General features: G+C 67.4%; 16 protein-coding genes. 4 read left to right on the forward strand and 12 right to left on the reverse strand.

Annotated elements, in window-relative coordinates; translation table 11 throughout:
* Positions 1-2: 2 nt before the first annotated feature.
* Together BM252_RS27210 and fdhD are read left to right on the forward strand one after the other, a co-directional pair.
* Entirely contained in the window at positions 3-554 is a 552-nt protein-coding gene (locus BM252_RS27210; protein ID WP_093390802.1) for a TetR/AcrR family transcriptional regulator, read from the forward strand.
* Positions 555-640: 86 nt separating this feature from the next.
* The gene (fdhD, locus tag BM252_RS27215) at positions 641-1,543 is read left to right on the forward strand and encodes a formate dehydrogenase accessory sulfurtransferase FdhD (protein WP_093390803.1); all 903 of its coding nucleotides are present in this window, start codon (positions 641-643) and stop codon (positions 1,541-1,543) included.
* On the opposite strand, the gene BM252_RS27220 is transcribed toward fdhD, so the two are convergent.
* The 7 genes from BM252_RS27220 to BM252_RS27250 form a co-directional block, all read right to left on the reverse strand.
* The gene (locus BM252_RS27220; RefSeq protein ID WP_093390821.1) at positions 1,509-2,282 is read right to left on the reverse strand and encodes a ferritin-like domain-containing protein; all 774 of its coding nucleotides are present in this window, start codon (positions 2,280-2,282) and stop codon (positions 1,509-1,511) included. The genes fdhD and BM252_RS27220 overlap by 35 nt on opposite strands.
* A 304-nt stretch (positions 2,283-2,586) precedes the next feature.
* A complete protein-coding gene (locus BM252_RS27225; protein WP_093390804.1) occupies positions 2,587-2,874 on the reverse strand; it encodes a hypothetical protein in 288 nt (95 codons plus the stop codon).
* Between the two features lie 189 nt (positions 2,875-3,063).
* A complete protein-coding gene (locus BM252_RS27230) occupies positions 3,064-3,741 on the reverse strand; it encodes an ABC transporter ATP-binding protein (RefSeq protein ID WP_093390805.1) in 678 nt (225 codons plus the stop codon).
* A gap of 77 nt (positions 3,742-3,818) precedes the next feature.
* Positions 3,819-4,622 (reverse strand): phosphonate ABC transporter, permease protein PhnE, encoded by an 804-nt coding sequence (gene phnE / locus BM252_RS27235; RefSeq protein WP_093390806.1) that lies wholly within the window; start codon positions 4,620-4,622, stop codon positions 3,819-3,821.
* Entirely contained in the window at positions 4,619-5,464 is an 846-nt protein-coding gene (locus tag BM252_RS27240; RefSeq protein WP_093390807.1) for a PhnE/PtxC family ABC transporter permease, read from the reverse strand. The genes phnE and BM252_RS27240 overlap by 4 nt, the downstream gene beginning before the upstream one ends.
* Positions 5,465-5,486: 22 nt before the next feature.
* Positions 5,487-6,341 (reverse strand): phosphonate ABC transporter ATP-binding protein, encoded by an 855-nt coding sequence (locus BM252_RS27245; protein WP_093390808.1) that lies wholly within the window; start codon positions 6,339-6,341, stop codon positions 5,487-5,489.
* Positions 6,342-6,344: 3 nt separating this feature from the next.
* Entirely contained in the window at positions 6,345-7,232 is an 888-nt protein-coding gene (locus BM252_RS27250; protein ID WP_093390809.1) for a putative selenate ABC transporter substrate-binding protein, read from the reverse strand.
* Positions 7,233-7,445: 213 nt separating this feature from the next.
* Here BM252_RS27250 and egtD point away from each other — a divergent pair, with 213 nt between their 5' ends.
* Both egtD and egtB read left to right on the forward strand, forming a co-directional pair.
* On the forward strand, positions 7,446-8,471 hold the full coding sequence (egtD, locus tag BM252_RS27255) for an L-histidine N(alpha)-methyltransferase (protein ID WP_245774478.1): 1,026 nt from the start codon (positions 7,446-7,448) through the stop codon (positions 8,469-8,471).
* Positions 8,472-8,582: 111 nt separating this feature from the next.
* Positions 8,583-9,938: an ergothioneine biosynthesis protein EgtB gene (egtB, locus tag BM252_RS27260; protein WP_093390811.1), complete on the forward strand. Its 1,356-nt coding sequence runs from the start codon at positions 8,583-8,585 to the stop codon at positions 9,936-9,938.
* An 88-nt stretch (positions 9,939-10,026) separates the two neighbouring features.
* On the opposite strand, the gene BM252_RS27265 is transcribed toward egtB, so the two are convergent.
* The 5 genes from BM252_RS27265 to BM252_RS27285 form a co-directional block, all read right to left on the reverse strand.
* Positions 10,027-11,637: a methyl-accepting chemotaxis protein gene (locus BM252_RS27265; protein WP_093390812.1), complete on the reverse strand. Its 1,611-nt coding sequence runs from the start codon at positions 11,635-11,637 to the stop codon at positions 10,027-10,029.
* 145 nt (positions 11,638-11,782) lie between these two features.
* Positions 11,783-12,046, reverse strand: coding sequence for a PAAR domain-containing protein (locus tag BM252_RS27270; RefSeq protein WP_093390813.1), 264 nt, complete (start codon positions 12,044-12,046; stop codon positions 11,783-11,785).
* Positions 12,047-12,097: 51 nt separating this feature from the next.
* On the reverse strand, positions 12,098-13,576 hold the full coding sequence (locus BM252_RS27275; RefSeq protein ID WP_093390814.1) for a virulence factor: 1,479 nt from the start codon (positions 13,574-13,576) through the stop codon (positions 12,098-12,100).
* Entirely contained in the window at positions 13,573-15,813 is a 2,241-nt protein-coding gene (locus BM252_RS27280) for a T6SS effector phospholipase Tle3 domain-containing protein (protein WP_093390815.1), read from the reverse strand. The genes BM252_RS27275 and BM252_RS27280 overlap by 4 nt, the downstream gene beginning before the upstream one ends.
* Positions 15,814-15,887: 74 nt before the next feature.
* Positions 15,888-16,785 (reverse strand): DUF2345 domain-containing protein (locus tag BM252_RS27285; protein ID WP_139236774.1); only part of this gene is annotated, 898 nt, incomplete at its 5' end.

The raw sequence follows: 16,785 nt of genomic DNA on the forward strand, positions 1-16,785 counted from the left end.
CGATGGCAAGAACGATCGCAGAACGCAGTGACGTGGTGCCGCAGCTGGCGGAGGTGTTCCGCAGCTACGGCTACGAGGGCGCCAGCCTGGCCCGCATCACCGAGGGCACCGGCCTGGGCAAGGGCAGCATCTACCACTTCTTCCCCGGCGGCAAGGAGGAGATGGCCCAGGCCGTGCTCGACGACATCGACGCCTGGTTCCGCGAGCGGGTCTTCCTGCCGCTGCGCCAGTCCGCCGCGCCGGACGGCGTGGCCGCCATGCTGCGCGCCGTCGGCCAGTACTTCATGTCCGGCCAGCGCGTCTGCCTGGTCGGCGTGTTCGCGCTGGGCAACGAGCGCGACCGCTTCGCCCAGCGCGTGCGCGGCTATTTCGACGAGTGGATCGTGGCGCTGGCCGGCGCGCTCGAGCGCGCCGGCCGCGACCCCGCGCAGGCGCGCGACCTGGCCGAGGAGGCCGTCGGCGCCATCCAGGGCGCGCTGGTGCTGGCCCGCGCCGCCGAGCAGCCGGCCCTGTTCATGCGCACGCTGGAGCGGCTCGGCCGGCGCCTGGCCTGAGCGCGTCCCCCTTGTTGCGGCAGTTATTTTGTGACAAGATTAAAAAGTTAATCACTTTGCAAGACCAGGCAGACGGGGAGAACACCATGCAACAAGCAAGCGCCACGGCGCCATCCTGCGTCTCGCTGGAACGGGCCGGCGTGGTCGAATTCGATATTGTGCGGCACCACGACGGCCAGGCCATCGGCGCGCGCGACGAGGTGGCGGAGGAGTTCCCCGTCGCCCTGGTCTACAACGGCATCTCCCACGCCGTCATGATGGCCACGCCGCGCGACCTGGAGGAGTTCGCCGTCGGCTTCTCGCTGACCGAAGGCATCGTCGGCTGCGCCAGCGAGATCCACGATCTGGAGGTGTGCTTTGCCGAGGACAGCGCCGAGGTGCGCCTGAGCATCGCGCAACCGGCCTTCCTCAAGCTCAAGGAGCGGCGGCGCGCGCTGGCCGGGCGCACCGGTTGCGGCGTCTGCGGCATCGAGAGCATCGCCCTGCTCGATCTGGCGCCGGAGCGCATCACCCGGCCGCTGGCGCCGTTGGCGGCCGGCGGCGCCGCGCTGGGGCGCGCCGCGCGCGAGCTGATACGCCACCAGGAGCTGATGTGTAGAACGGGCGGGGTGCATGCCGCCGCCTGGTGCGCGGCGGACGGCGCGGTGCTCAAGGTGTTCGAGGACGTCGGCCGGCACAACGGCATGGACAAACTGATCGGCCACCTGGCGCTGCGCCGCGTCGCCATGCAGGACGGTTTCGTGTTCCTGTCCAGCCGCGCCAGTTACGAGCTGGTGCGCAAGGCGGCGCGCATGAACATCCCGCTGCTGGCGACCATCTCGGCGCCGACTTCATTGGCCATCGACATCGCGCGCCAGGCCGGCATGCAGCTGGCGAGCTTTTGCCGCCGCGACGGCTTTGTCGACTACACCGCCGGCCAGGCGCGGCCGGCCGCGCCGGCGCCGCTGGCCTGCGTCAAGCCAGCAGCGCCGCCAGCTCCGCCTCGCTGAAGCCGGCGGCGCGGCGCGCCTCGATGTTGAAGGGGCCGCGCAGCTTGGGCGCGCGGTAGCGCTCGGCCATGTCGGCGTAGGCCGCCACCGGGTCGAGGCCACGCTCGGCGCAGACGTGCTGATACCAGCGGTTGCCGACGGCGACGTGGCCGATCTCGTCGCGCAGGATGATGTCGAGGATGGCCGCCGCCGCGTGGTCGCCGGCCTGCTTGAGCTTGTCGCGGATGGGCGGCGAGGCGTCCAGGCCGCGCGCCTCCAGCGTGCGCGGCACCAGCGCCAGGCGGGCCAGGATGTCGTCGCGGGTCTTCTCGGCCATCTCCCACAGGCTGTGGTGGGCGGGGAAGTCGCCGTAGGCGTAGCCCATGCCGCGCAGGTGGGCGTCGAGCATGCTGAAGTGGTAGGCCTCCTCCTTGGCGACGCGGATCCAGTCGCGGTAGAAGGCGTCGGGCATGCCGGGGAAGCGCCACAGGATGTCCAGCGCCAGGTCGACCGCGTTCATCTCGATGTGGGCCAGGGCGTGGATCAGCGTGGCGCGGCCCTCCGGCGTGTGCATGGTCCGTTTGCCCAGCTTGCCCGGGGCCACCAGTTCGGGGCGCGCCTCGCGGCCCGGCACGGTGCGCTCGGTGCCGAGGATGGCGGCGGCGTCGATCGGCAGCGTGGCGTCGATGGCGGCGGTGGCGGCCAGCTTGGCGGCGTAGTTGGCGGTGGTGATGGCGTCTAGGGCTTGTTGTCTTGGCATGGTGCGGTCTCGGGTCAGGGGCGCAGTGTGCCACGAATCGGCCGGGTCGGTGGACTTGTCGTGGCGCGCGACGGCGACGGCGGCGACAATTGGCAAAAACGGTTTCTCTGTTTGATAACGAGGGGGGCGCGAGCGCTGGGCTCAAGGTGTGGCTGGGGGGGAGGGTGTTTCGGTAGAACGCGTTCAGCGGGGGCTAGGCTGGACGTTCTGTAGATTGAGTGGATCAACGAGGCTGCAGTCTTGCTGCGTTTCGTTCATCACGGCGCGGTGCTTGGCGCCTGTATTGCTGGTTCAGCAGGGCTGATTAGTGCATTGATGCGGTAGATAAATCTTTAAGCTCTTTAATACTCAGATCCGACTTTTCGTGCATTCTCAACAATATTGTGGCACCTACTGCAAGCTTGCGATGCCTGATCTTGCTGATGATCGGGGGCTGTACTTCCAGTACCCTGCACAACTCTGCATCATTTTTCAAATTCATCTTTTCGATGAGTGTGTCGAGTAGCTTGTTGGGGACAAAGCTTGATGGTTCTAGCGCTCTGGCCCTGTTCATCGCCTCGATCAATTCCAACTTCTTTTGCCGTACGTTCATTTTGCTCCTCCTTTGCTCAAAAACGTGGATAGTTGGCGTCTCCTAGCTGGCCATCGGTCACCGCATTGTGGTATCTAATGGTGCAACCGTCTCAACATTATTGATAACCAAGCAAGTTGACTCAATGATACTACGACTGCAAATGAAAGGGATGATTTAACAAATAAATTATCTTGTTTATTGCTCAAACTAGTTGACGAGTGTTGTTTCTTGTATGCCCGATTTTGTCAAAATGAGAACTTTGTCGGCCATTTCGGCCGCTGCCTGCGAATGCGTGACCATGATAGCGCAGGCGCCGGTGCTTTTGATCTCGGCGCGCAGCAGGGTCAGGATGCTGTGGGCGGTGTCCGGGTCGAGGTTGCCGGTCGGCTCGTCGGCCAGCACCAGGGCCGGCTGGTGCACCAGCGCGCGGGCGATGGCGACGCGCTGCATCTCGCCGCCGGACAGCTGGTGCGGGAAGTCGTTGTCGCGCCCGCCCAGGCCGACGGCGGCCAGCATGGCGCTGGCGCGCTGCTGCGGCAGGCCGTTGAGCAGCAGCGGCAGGGCGACGTTTTGCAGCAGCGTGAGGTGCGGCAGCACGTGGAAGGCCTGAAAGATGAAGCCCATGCGCTCGCGCCGCAGGCGGGTGGCGGCGGCGTCGTCGAGGCCGGACATGGCGATGCCGTCGACCAGGATGGGCGCGGCCTCGGCTTGCGGGCCGGCGTCCGGCGTGTCGAGGCCGGCGATCAGGTTGAGCAGGGTCGATTTGCCGACGCCGGAGTCGCCCATGATGGCGACGAACTCGCCGGCCTTGAAATGCCACGACAGGTCGGCCAGCACGGGGCGGCCGTTGGTATAGGATTTGGACAGGTGGCGCAGTTGGAGCATGGCGAATCCGGGACAGGGAGTGGAGGGCGGCGGTTGAGCGGTTCAGCGCATCGGCGGGGACATCGGCATGATCGGCATCATCGGGTCAGGGCGCGGCGCATGGCGAAGCTGACCGCGTCGACCAGGGCCACCAGCAGCAGCATGGCGAGGATGACGGTGGCGGCTTGGCGCATTTGGAACAGCGACAGGTGGTACTTGAGCATCTGGCCCAGCCCGCCGGCGCCGACCACGCCGAGGATGGCGGCGGCGCGGATGTTGTTCTCCCAGCGGTACAGGGTGTAGGACAGCATCTGCGGCAGCGTCTGCGGCAGGGTGGCGTAGAAGAAGGCGGCCATGGCCGAGGCGCCGTTGCTGCGCAGGCTCTGCTCGGGCGCCGGCGCGGCGTTCTCCAGCGCGTCGGCGAACAGGCGGCCGAGCACGCCGGCGGTGTGGGCGGCCAGCGCCAGGGTGCCGGCGAAGGGGCCGAGGCCGGCGGCGATCAGCAGGATCGAGGCCCAGACCAGCTCCGGGATCGAGCGCAGCACGTTGAGCAGGGCGCGCACCAGCACGCGCGCCGGACGGCCGAAGCGGCCGGCGGCGGGCAGGGCCAGCACCAGGCCGGCGGCCACCGCCAGCAGGGTGCCCAGGGCCGACATCGACAGCGTCTCGGCGGTGGCCCAGGCGGTCCTGGCGACGAAGGCCGGCGCCAGGTCGGGCGGGGCGAAGCCGGCGAGGAACTCGGCGATGCTGGCGACCGCCTGCAGCGTGAAGAACTCGCCCCACTTCAGCGGCAGCGAGGCGAAGCTGGCCGCCACCAGGGCGAGCAGGGCCAGCGCCAGCACGGCCGTGCTCCAGGCGCGCGGCGGCGCGGCCGGCATGGCGCGCGGATAGACGGCGCTCATCCCAACCTCCGGCGCAGCATTTTGGAGACGGCGTCGGCGCCGGCCACCAGCAGCACGAACACCAGCAGCATCGACGAGACTTCGCCGCCGGACAGCATTTTCATCGATTCATCCATTCTTTGGCCCAGCCCGCCGGCGCCGACGAAGCCCATCACCACCGAGCCGCGAATCGCGCATTCCCAGCGGTAGACGGTGTAGGAGACCAGTTCGGAGGCGGCCTCCGGCAGCGCGCCGTAGAGCAGCGCGGCCAGCCTGCCGCCGCCGTTGGCCAGCAGCGCGTCGCTAGCGTGGCCGTCGGTCGATTCGAGGATTTCGGCGTAGACCTTGCCCAGCATGCCGCAATAGGTCAGCGCGATGGCCAGCACGCCGGCGGTCGGGCCGAGGCCGATGACGCGGACGAACAGCAGCGCCCAGACCAGCTCGGGCACGCTGCGCAGCAGCACCAGCAGCCAGCGCACGCTCTGCCGCAGCAGCGCCGAGGCCAGCCGCATGCGGCCGCTGCCGAGGCGCGAGATCGACATCTTCTCCGTCACCAGCAGGGTGGCGGGGATGGCGCCGAGCAGGGCCAGGGTCAGCCCGGCGGTGGCGATGGCGACGGTCTGCCAGGTTTCGCGCAGCAGCAGGGCGAGGAATTCGGGACTATGGGCCGGCGGCACGAAACCGGCCAGGAAGCGGCCGGTGGCCTCCAGGCTCTGCCAGTCGAACAGCAGGCCGGGATGGAACTCGCTGGCCACCACCATCGGCCACAGCAGGGCAAGGGCCAGCACGGTCATGCTCACGCGGCCGCGCCAGGCGGGGTCGGGATGGGCCGCGCGGCTTTTCACAAGGGAGCTATTCAACATGGACACTGGCTTAGACACGGGCTCAGAAGCAGGCGCCGACGGCCAGGCGCGGTGCCGCCGGGTCGGCCGGCGGCGTGCTGGCGGCCGGCTGCTCGCCCTGGTACAACTGGGCCACCATGGCGTCGCTGACCTGCTCGCGCGGCAGGTCGAAGACGACGCGGCCGTCGCGCAGCGCGACGATGCGCGGGAAGTGGCTGAGTGCCAGGTCGACCTGGTGCAGGCTGCAGATCAGCGTGGCGCCGCGCGCGGCGGCCTCCTGGCGCAGCGTGACCAGGGTCAGTTCGGACAGCGCCGGGTCGAGCGCCGACAGCGGCTCGTCGACCAGCAGCGCCTGCGCGCTCGACAGCAGCAGGCGGGCCAGGCCGCAGCGCTGGCGCTCGCCGCCGGACAGGCGGTCGACGCGGGAATACAGTTTGTCGCCCAGGTTGAAGCGCGACAGGGCGGCGAAGGCGGCGGCCGGGTCGGCCGGCTTGACCAGCGAGGCCAGCGCGCGCCAAAAGCCCCACTGCGGCAGGCGCGCCGCCAGCACCGCCGTCACCACGCGCTGGCGTGGCGGCAGCGGCGGCGTCTGCGGCGCCAGGAACAGGCGCGCGCGCAGGCGGTGGCGCTCGCCCTCGGACAGCGTCCACGGCGCGACGCCGAAAGCTTCGAACAGGCCGTCGGCCGGCCGGTGGGCGCAGGCCAGGGTGGCCAGCAGCGTGGTCTTGCCGGCGCCGGAGGGGCCGATGATGGCCAGCTGCTCGCCCTGGGCGATCACCAGGTCGATGGCGTGCAGCGCCGCCGCCTGGCCGCGCGCGGCGGCCAGGTGGCGCACCGTCAGCCCTTGCAGGCGGTAGGTGGGCGCGGCGCCGTTGCTGGTGTTACCGGAAGCGGACATCGATTACTTTTTCAGCAGGCCCGCGTTGACGGCGGCCGCCTCGATGGCGGTGTAGTTGTCGGCCTTGGTCGGGATGAACTTGCTGGCGCGCTGCAGGTCGAGGATGGCCTTGTCGGCCGGGTTCTTGGCATCGAGGGAGAGGAAGGCGTCGCTGAGTTTTTTCTTCAGGTCGGCGTTCATGTCGGTGCGCACGCTCCAGTTGTAGTCGTAGTAGCCGGGCGTGGTGTAGAACACCCGCACCACGGCCGGATCGACCTTCTTCTCGCCGACCAGTTTTTCCCACACCGAGATGTTGAGCGCGCCGGCGTCGACCTTGCCGCCGGCGACGGCGGCCACGGTGGCGTCATGCGCGCCGGAGAAGGCGATGCGTTTCAGGTCGGTGTCCGGATTGATCTTGGCGGCCAGCAGGTAGGAGCGCGGCATCAGGTGGCCCGAGGTCGACGACTCGGAGCCGAAGCTCAGCGTCTTGCCCTTCAGGTCTTCCAGCTTGGTGATGTCCTTGTGGGTGGTGATGAAGACCGAGCGGAACTTCTCGTCCTCGGCGCGCTGCACCAGCGGCGTGATCTGGTTCTTGCTGCGGTCCTTGGCCTGGATGAAGGTGAAACCGCCGAACCAGACCATGTCGACCTTCTTGTTGATCAGCGCCTCGACCGAGGCCGAGTAGTCGGTCACCGGGGTGAACTCGACCTTCATGCCGATCTTCTTCTCCAGGTACTCGCCGAGCGGCTTGAATTTGCGCTGCAGTTCGGTCGGCGCCTCGTCGGGGATGGCCGAGACGCGGAACACCTGCGCCGGGCTTTGCGCCTGGGCGTGCGCGGCGGCCAGCATAAGACCGGCCGACAGCGAGGCGGTCAGCAGGGACTTGAGAGTGCGCAGGGCGGAAGTTTTCATCGTGGCGGGCCTTTTGTGTGAGAGGAATGTTGCAATTGCAATCAAGAACGGTGCGCGCACGGCTGCGGCCTGGCGGCGCTTGGACTTGGAGAATCAGCTATCATAGCAAAAAAGTCTTCGCCAAATCGTCATCCGCAGCAACGATCGGCATGGCCTGTGGCAAGCGGCGTGGCGTTCGGATGGCTACCATCCACTTTTGGACAGAGCAACTTTATGCCTATGTCACTGCGTATGACCCAGCCGGCCTCGCCGTCGGCGCCAGAGGAGGCGCCGAGACCGGCCGCGCCGCTGTTGCGCCCGGCCCACGGCGACGCCGATTTGATCGCCGAGATCGCCGCCGGCCTATTGGCGCCGGCCGCGCACTGCTCGCCCAAATTCTTCTACGACGGCCTCGGTTCCAAGCTGTTCGAAGCCATCTGCGAGCTGCCCGAGTACTACCCGACGCGCACCGAGGCGGCCATCTTCGCCCGCCACGGCGCCGACATGGCGGCGGCGATCGGCAGCGGCGGCACTTTGATCGACCTGGGCGCCGGCAACTGCGCCAAGGCCGCCAGCCTGTTCCCGCTGCTGCAACCGGCGCAGTACGTGCCGGTCGACATCTCGCGCGACTTCCTGGTCGAGGCGGTGGAGCGCTTGCAGCAGCGCTTCCCGCAGATCGCCATGACGGCGCTGGGCTTGGACTTTTCCGCCGGCTTCGCGCTGCCCGCCAGCGTGCGCGCCGAGCGCCGCCTGTTCTTCTACCCCGGCTCGTCGATCGGCAACTTCGCCCCCGAGCAGGCGGTGGCCTTCCTGCGCGGCCTGCGTCGCAACATCGGCGCCGGCACCGGCGGCGGCCTGCTGATCGGCGTCGACCTGGTCAAGGACAGCGCCGTGCTCGACGCCGCCTACGACGACGCGCTCGGCGTCACCGCCGCCTTCAACCTGAATCTGCTGCGCCACCTGAACCGCCTGATCGGCGCCGACTTCGACGTGGCGCAGTGGCGCCACCGCGCCTTCTACAACGTCGACGCCGGCCGCATCGAGATGCACCTGGAAGCGCGCGCCGCGCAGACGGTGCACTGGCAGGGCGGCCGGCGCGAGTTCGCCGAGGGCGAGCGCATCCACACCGAGGACAGCTACAAGTACACGCGCCAGGGCTTTGTCGGCCTGCTCGAGCGGGCCGGCTTCGCCAGCCGCGCCGTGTGGACCGATCCGGCCGGCTGGTTCGCCGTGATCCACGCCGATGTGCTCGCCGACTGAGCGTCGGCCGGCCGCCGAGCGATAGCCAACCGACCGACCAGCAGGCGCCGACCGGGCGCCGATTCAACGCCGATTCAACGCAAACGCAACGCACATTCAAGCGAGCCGCCTATGCAAATGCACGAAACCGGGCTGTGGAACGCCCGCTACGACACCGTCCGCCAACGTTCGCTGGCGCTGGCCGAGCCGCTCAGCGACGAGGACTGCGGCGCCCAGTCGATGCCCGACGCCAGCCCGATCAAATGGCATTTGGCGCACACCACCTGGTTCTTCGAGACCTTCATCCTCGAGCGCATGGAGGCCGGCTTCGCGCCCTTCCATCCGGCCTTCCGGGTGCTGTTCAACTCCTACTACAACGGCATCGGCGAGAAGCACCCGCGCGCCCAGCGCGGCCTGCTGACGCGGCCCTCCATGCGCGAGGTGCGCGCCTACCGCGCCGACGTCGACGCCCGCATCGCCCGCCTGCTGGCCTCGGCGCTGGAGGCGGCGCCGCGCGCCGAGCTGGCGACGCTGCTGACGCTGGGCCTGGAGCACGAGCAGCAGCACCAGGAGCTGATGCTGACCGACGTCAAACACCTGCTGGCGCAAAGCGCGCTGCTGCCCGAGTATGTCGCCGCGCCGCTGGCGCCGGCCGCCGCCACGCCGCTGCGCTGGCTCGACTTCGACGGCGGCCTGTGCGAGATCGGCCACGACGGCGCCGGCTTCTGCTTCGACAACGAGCTGCCGCGCCACCGCCAATACGTGGCGCCGTTCGCGCTGGCCTCGCGGCTGGTCAGCAACGGCGAGTACCAGGCCTTCATCGACGCCGGCGGCTACTTCAACGCCGCCCTGTGGCTGGCCGAGGGCTGGGACTGGGTCTGCGCGCAGAAGTTGTCGGCGCCGCTGTACTGGCGCCGCGACGACGCCGGCAACTGGCTCGAGTTCACGCTGTGCGGCGTCCAGCCGCTCGACCCGCACCGTCCCGTCACCCACCTCTCGCTGTACGAGGCCGACGCCTACGCCAACTGGGCCGGCGCGCGCCTGCCCACCGAGGCCGAGTGGGAGTTCGCCGCGCGCGCCGAGTTGGGCGGCGCGGCCGCCGGGAGCGCGAATACGCTGGGCACTGTGGGCACTGTGGGCACTGTGGGTGCTTTGGGCGGTGCCAGTGCGCCCGGCGACTGGCTGCATCCGGCCGGCGCCAGCGCCGGTGCTGCGGCGCGGACGGGGGAGGGGACTGGTGCGGGGCGGGGCCTGCGCCAGCTGTTCGGCCACTGCTGGCAATGGACCAGCAGCAGCTACGCGGCGTATCCGGGCTTCCGCGCCGCGCCGGGCGCGCTGGGCGAATATAACGGCAAGTTCATGCTGAACCAGTACGTGCTGCGCGGCTCGTCGAGCGCCACGCCGGCCGGCCACGCCCGCGCCAGCTACCGCAACTTCTTCCCGGCCGCCGCGCGCTGGCAGTTCAGCGGCCTGCGCCTGGCGCGCTGAGGCGCCAGGGTGTTTCGCCCGCCGCAGGCAGGTGGTGGGGTGCGAGGTGTCGGCTACTTTGTGGCTGTGCCGGCTTGCCTGGTGATGCTCAAGTGGTGGCCGGCAGGCGGATGGCGCTGCCCGGCGCGGCCGGCCGTTGCGGCCGCGCGCCGGCGGCGTCGACGCGGAACTGGCTGACCACCTGCTCGAGCGCGTCGGCCTGGTCCTGCATGGCGGCGGCGGCCGCCGCCGCCTGCTCGACCAGGGCGGCGTTCTGCTGCGTCACGTCGTCCATCTGGGCGATGGCGATGTTGATCTGCTCGATGCCGTCGGTCTGTTCGGTGTTGGCCAGCGAGATCTCGCCGACGATGTCGCTGACCCGCTTGACGCTGGCCACCACCTCGTCCATCGTGCTGCCGGCCTGCTCGACCAGGCGGGCGCCGGCGTCGACCCGGGTTACCGAGTCGGCGATCAGCTCCTTGATCTCCTTGGCCGCGCCGGCCGAGCGCTGCGCCAGGTTGCGCACCTCGGAGGCGACCACGGCGAAGCCGCGCCCTTGCTCGCCGGCGCGCGCCGCCTCCACTGCCGCGTTGAGCGCCAAAATATTCGTCTGGAAGGCGATGCCGTCGATCACGCCGATGATGTCGACGATCTTGCGCGAGGAGTCGTTGATCGCGCCCATGGTGTCGACCACCTGCGCCACCACGCTGCCGCCGCGTTGCGCCACCTGCGAGGCCGACCGCGCCAGCTCGTTGGCCTGGCGCGCGTTGTCGCTGTTCTGCCGCACCGTGGTGGTCAGCTCGACCATCGACGAGGCGGTCTGTTCGAGCGAGCTGGCCTGCGCCTCGGTGCGCGAGGACAGGTCCATATTGCCGGTGGCGATCTGGCTCGAGGCGCTGGCGATGGTGCCGGTGCCGCTGCGCACCTGGCCGACGATGTGGGCCAGGCTGTCGTTCATCTCGCCCAGCGCGCGCAGCAGCTGGCCGGCCTCGTCCTGGTGCGCGCTGTGGATGCGGCTGGTCAGGTCGCCGGCGGCGACGGCGCGCGCCACCTTCAGCGCGTAGCCGATCGGGTCGGTGATCGAGCGCGACACGCGCCAGGCGAAGGCGGCGCCCAGCAGCAGGGCGGCGGCGCCGAGGATGGTCATCAGGCGGCCGGCGGTGGCGATGTCCTGCTTGACGGCGGCGCCGTTGCGGGTGACCGCGCTGCGTTGCAGCTCGGACAGTTCCTTGATGCTGTTTTGCAGCTTGTTCAGCCGTGGCAGGGTGTCGCTGCTCATCAGCGCGACGGCGCCGTCCTGCTGCTGCTCGCCGAGCAGCTTGCTGACCTTGCTGAACGAGGCGACGTACTGCATGCGCTGCTCGCGTATCGCCGCCAGCATCGCCTTCCCCTCGGGCAGGTAGAGCAGCTTGTCGAGCGTCTCGATGGCGCTGCCGATGGTCTTCTTGTTGGCGTCCACCTCGCGCAGGATCTCGGCGACGCGGGCCGGGTCCTTGGCGATGAACAGCTCGAGCACCAGCGCCGAGTTGGCCCGCGTGGTGCTGCTGATGGTGGCGGCGGCGTCGGCCTTGACCCAGTCCTTGTCGATGATGGTGTCGTTGTGCGCGCCGATGCTGCTCAAGCGTTGTAAGCCCACCACAATCAAGATCAACATCAGGGTCAGCACCGCGCCGAATCCCAGTCCAAGACGAATACCGATCTTCAGGTTCGAGATGTTCATGCAGTGGCTCCTCACAGGCGCGATAGGGCGAAATATGCAGGGTAGTGCGGGGAAGAAATTTAGTATAGCGCCGAAATCAACAAGAGAGCTTGCTTGCTGCGCCGCTGGCGCTGGGCCGGCATGCCACGCGGCCGATTGCCGGTCGCTAGCCGCGTCCGCTGGTCGGCACCGTGGACATCAGTGTCGCCCCGCAGCTGGCTTTGTGCCCGTCGAAGGCCACCGGGACGCCGTCGATCAGCACCCTGGGGTCGCCCTCCATGATGGTGCAGAGGCCGTGGCCGGGCAGGGGGCACAGGCACTTGTCGCCCTTGCGGGCGACGGCCACGCCCATCACTTTGCTGTTCGGCGAGGCCGATACCACCTTGCCGCCGTGGCTGGTGGGGTCGTTTAAACGTATGACTCCGCGCATGATGTCTCTCCCGTATCGGTTGTGGTGCAATCTGTTGTGGTTCAGTTTTTTTCATTTGGAGTAGCCCTGCATGCCGCCTTCGGCGTCGTGGCGGAGGCCCCACCACATCAGGTAGGCGTTGTTGCCGGAGCGGGCGCGGAACCATGGTTTTTCCGGGTCGATGGGGCGCACCTTGGCCGGCGGCAGCACCAGCACGGCGGTGGGGTGCTCGGCGTCGGTGGTGCCGGCCACCAGCACGTTCTTGCCGAAGTGGTTGGCGTAGGCGATGCCCAGCGCGACGTTGGTCAGCGCCGTGCCGGCGCCCATCTCGCCCAGCAGGGCCGGGGTGTTGAAGGCCTGCTTCATGAAATCGATCTCGGGCGCCTCGGTCGAGAGGGTGTGCGCCAGGATGCGCAGGCGGTCCGGCGAGTCCGCGTGCGAAACATTGGCGTCGTGGACCACGTAGCCGATGTCGGTGCTCTGCTTGCCGGCGTTTGCGACGGCGGCGTCCAGCGTCGCCTGCGACGCCTGCACCGTGCGGGGCGGCAGCCCCTTTTTGCTTTCGAAGTCGGCGGCGGACTTGGTGGCCGGATAGCCAATCCAGGCCAGCGCGTCGCGCTCGGTCTTGTAGTTGGGGCCGGCCAGCACCAGCAGCACCATGTTCTCGTTGATCTGCTTGTCCTTGGGCCGGCTGGGGGCGTCCCAGTTCATGGCCCAGACGGTTTCGTCCGGGTGCGATTCGAGGTGGCGCAGCGCCGCCGATAATGAGGTGAAGCCGGCGTTGGGGCCACCCATCGTCACGCGCACGTCGGGCGGGGTGTTTCGGGTCCAGGCGGTGGGAGAGTTGACGTTGCCAATGGCGAAATGGTTCTTGATTCGTTCGCGTGTGTAGTTGGTCGCCTCGGCTGGATCGAGCTTCCCCTCCGGCAGCGCATATTCGACATGGATGCCTGCCAGCTCGCGCCAAGTTGTCTTGTCCTTGAGAGAGTGGGCGTTGTAGAAGTAGCTGGAGCTGGAGAAATAGATGTCGTGGAACAGCACGGTCAGCTTATCGACGTACTTATGATGGTAACCCTTGAAGGTTTCTTCTCCGTCGTTCCCTACTGCGATAGAACCGATTGTTTGCAATGTCGAAAATTTTTTCGGTTCTGCCTTCACCATGTCGTCATTCTTGTTGGGCTGCACAAGGCCCAAAGTCCACAGCAATTGCCATTCGGTCGGATAGTCGCGCCGCTGCAGTGGGTTGAGCCATTGCAGACCGACGACCTGGGCAGTGAAGGGTTTCGCGGGTTCCGCGACTACGGGGGGGGGCGTTTCCGCGACGACAGGCACGGGCCTGCCCGCGCAAGCGGCGGTGAGGAACAAGAAGGCGGCGATGGCGGCAAATGTTGGCATGGTCAGGAACATGGACATGACTTCTCCGTCGGTTAGCATGCGTGGAGAGTCGGCGGTGGCAACCCATTTGAGGGTGAACGCGACGCCGACGGTGAGAATGTACGTAAGGGCGGACCACCCCAGTCGCCGGGGAATAGTCGAAATCAGGGCCTTCATGGATGGCCTCCCCGACGCGGCGACGCTTTTCTTGCTGGATGTTCGCGCTGGTCGACGATCTTGTCGGGCATGCTTCCCTCGCTGCCAGGGCCAGTCGTCCATTTGTAGGGTGTCACTTTTTTGAAGTATCCCGATTCAAAATACTCCGCAAAGCGCTTGTTCGGATCGTCATCCTCCAATCCTTCAAGGAAGCGCCAGTCGGCGGCCATCCTCAGCTTATGCAAGTCCTTGTCGCGGATATGGCACAATCCAACGGCCACGTCGTAGGCCAGCGCCGCCTCCGCGTGCATGCCGTTGGTCATGATGGTCGAATGGTTGGTGGCGTGGGTGTCGATGTTCTCGGCGAGATAGGTCTTGATCTTCGTTTCGCGCCACTCCTTGTATTCTGCGCTGGCCTCCCCGGACTTTTCCTCCCCGACGACCTGCTGGTCGTTCTTCGCCCAGCCTTCGCGCTTGGCCTGCATGCGCAAGCGGGCATGGTCCTCGTAGCGCATGGTGGCCTCGCTGTCCTCGTTGCCCAAGGCGGCGTCGCTGTCCTCGCGCTTGTCCTCGCCCTCCCGTTGTTTGATCGGCCGGTCGCCGGCATATGGCTCGCCGGCCCCGCGCACGCGCCTCGGGTCGCGCGACTGCCCGGGCGACTCGTAGCTCTGCTCGAATTTTTTCTCCACCGCGCCGAAGCGCAGAGCTTGCGGCATGAACGGTTTGGGAAGATCGGGCGCGGTCAACTGGATCTCCCATTTCTCGTCCGGCAGCGCGTTGATGTGCATCCCGGCCAGCTTGGTGGCCACGATCATGAACGGCGCCGAGAGAACGCTCAGCACCCGGCCAACGAAGGATTGATTCGCTTTCAGCCCCTTGACCAATGAGTACTCCGCCGTCGGCGACTCCGGAAACCAGTACCCGTGGGTGCCCGCCTCGGGTTTTCTATAGTGGTCTTCCCAGTAGCGGTACACTCCCCGGTGTTCATCCTTCACGCCGACCCTGTGGCCTTCGGCAAACACTCGCTGGCAGAGGAGTGCCACGCCCTTTGTGGCGTCGATCTCTTTCTTGCTTAGGCCACGCCAGCCTATGCCCTGCACGGTCATCGACGAGATCACCTGGTCGTGCGGATTGCAGTACAGCGTCACCCGCTGGCAGGTGGCGGGGGCGATGCCGTAGCCATATTGTTTGCGGTCGTCGGCGGCGTTGAATGGATGGTTGTTGTTTTCCACGAACTTGTTGATGTCCTCGACTTGCTGCTGCCTGGAGGCGGGCTGGCGGATGATGTCGAAGAAGGCGGCCAGGGTGGCGATGCGGGCGGCCTCCGTCTGACGGCCGGTGCCACCCTGCTTGTCCTTCATGTGACCTTCGGTCCAATCCTCGGTGAAATTCGAGTTCACCAGGCTGTAGGGGGCGTTGCAGAGCACGTAGTTATCCGCCACGCAGCGGCCCTCGAGGCCCCTCACGTCGGCGACCGGCGCCAGCCGGTCGCCGAGGAAGGCAGCGGCCATGCCGATCATGTTGCCCTGGCTGTGGCAGACGATGGTGATGGGCACGTCGGCCTGCTTGCGCCGGATGGACTCGACCAGCCTGGCCAACCGCAGAGCGGCCAGCACGTAGTAGGGCCTGGGCGGGCAGGAATAGACTTGGCGGTTGTTGGTCGGATTCAAATGCTCGACTTGCATCCAAAGAAACATATTGGCCGACAGGCCCTTGCCCCACATGTCCGGCAGGCTGGTGCAGCCGTTGGCGAAGGGGCCGCCACCCCAGTAGTTTTCCTCGTTGAGGTAGACCGAATCGCCGTACTCCTGCAACTCCTCGAGACCGGCCTTGTAGCCCCAGCGGAAATGGATCACCGGCGTGAAATGGTCGTCGTCCTTCATGAAGGTGTCGGATTGCATGTTCGGGCTGATGAAACCGTCGGCCGTCAGTTCCGGCAGGTAGGTGGCCGGGGTCAACTGGCCGCCTTCCGGCGTGGGGTAGGCCATGTGCTCGTCGCAGCGCTTGAGGCGCGCGTTGAGCCCCGCGCACAGCCCCTCTTCGGTCTCCTTGTACCACTCGCCGTCGGAGTTGACGCCATGGACGAAGATGACGATGCCGGGCAGCGGCATCTGCATGATGACGTCGAGGTAGTCGTGGTTCAGCAGCGTGATGCCGGTCTTCCAGCCGACCAGTACGTTATTTGGGTCGTCAAGCGGGCTGGGCGCCGCGTTGGTGGTCCCGGCGGCGGGCACTTTCCTTTGTCTGGTTTTCTTCATCGCATCTCCAATGCATGGTGGCGGGTGAATATGGCGTTGCTGCGCGCGCTAACTGGCAGGGCCTGGCAGCCGGGTCATGGGAGCGGTCGATAGAAACCAGCACCCAGCGGCTCGATACGCTCGCCCTCGACTTTGCCGCCCACCCCGCCGTCGTCGCTTTTGCCGGACAACGCGGTATCGCTCTCGCGTTCGACTTCAAAGTCCATGTCTTTGACGGGATCGCCGTCGCCGGCCCGCAGCAAGCGCGGTTTGCGGCCGAAGTCGCCCTCGCCGAACGTGGGCAGCTCGGCGCTGCGGCTGGCCGGGCCGTTCCAGTTGTGGCCGGCCGTCTTGATGGTCAGCTCGCCCGGTCCGCCGATTTCGGGCGTGCCGCCCTTGAGGCTGATGTAGGCGCCGCCCGAGTTGACGAGCAAAATCTCTTCGGCCATGACGATCACGCGGCCCCTCGCGCTGATCTTGACGTCCTTGGCCGAGTCGATCTGCGTGTTGTCGTGCTGGCTTTGCAGCAGCAACTTGCCGTGGTTGGCGATCGCGGCCAGCCCGTCCTGTTGCGAAAACAGCGAGATGCCCTTGCCGGCGTTGACGTTGCAGCGCTGGCCGGCGGTCAGCTGCAGGTGTTGCTGCGCCACCGTGTCGATGTTGCTGGCGGCGTAGCTGACGATGGCCTTCGAGCTGGCGAAGCTGATGCCGTCCGGCGCCGTGACGCCGACCACGGCGGCGCCGCCGCCGGCGCCCCGGGGCGCGGTGTTGCTGCCGTTGTCCCATTGCTGGATGGCCGATTGCAACTCGTCCTGCGCCTTGTCGTCCACCGGCAGGCCCTGCTGCGCGGCGGCGTACTCGCCCAGCGAGCGGAACAGGTCGACGCAGTCCTGCATCAGTGCCAGGTAGTCGGCGCGGTCGAGTTGCTTGCCGCCGCCGCCGAGCCGCTTCCAGGCGCTCAGCAGCATGCCCTTGCCGGCGCGCAGGGCCAGT

Origin of the sequence: Rugamonas rubra (assembly GCF_900114705.1) — a bacterium.
In the GTDB taxonomy this organism is placed as follows: Bacteria; Pseudomonadota; Gammaproteobacteria; order Burkholderiales; family Burkholderiaceae_D; genus Rugamonas; species Rugamonas rubra.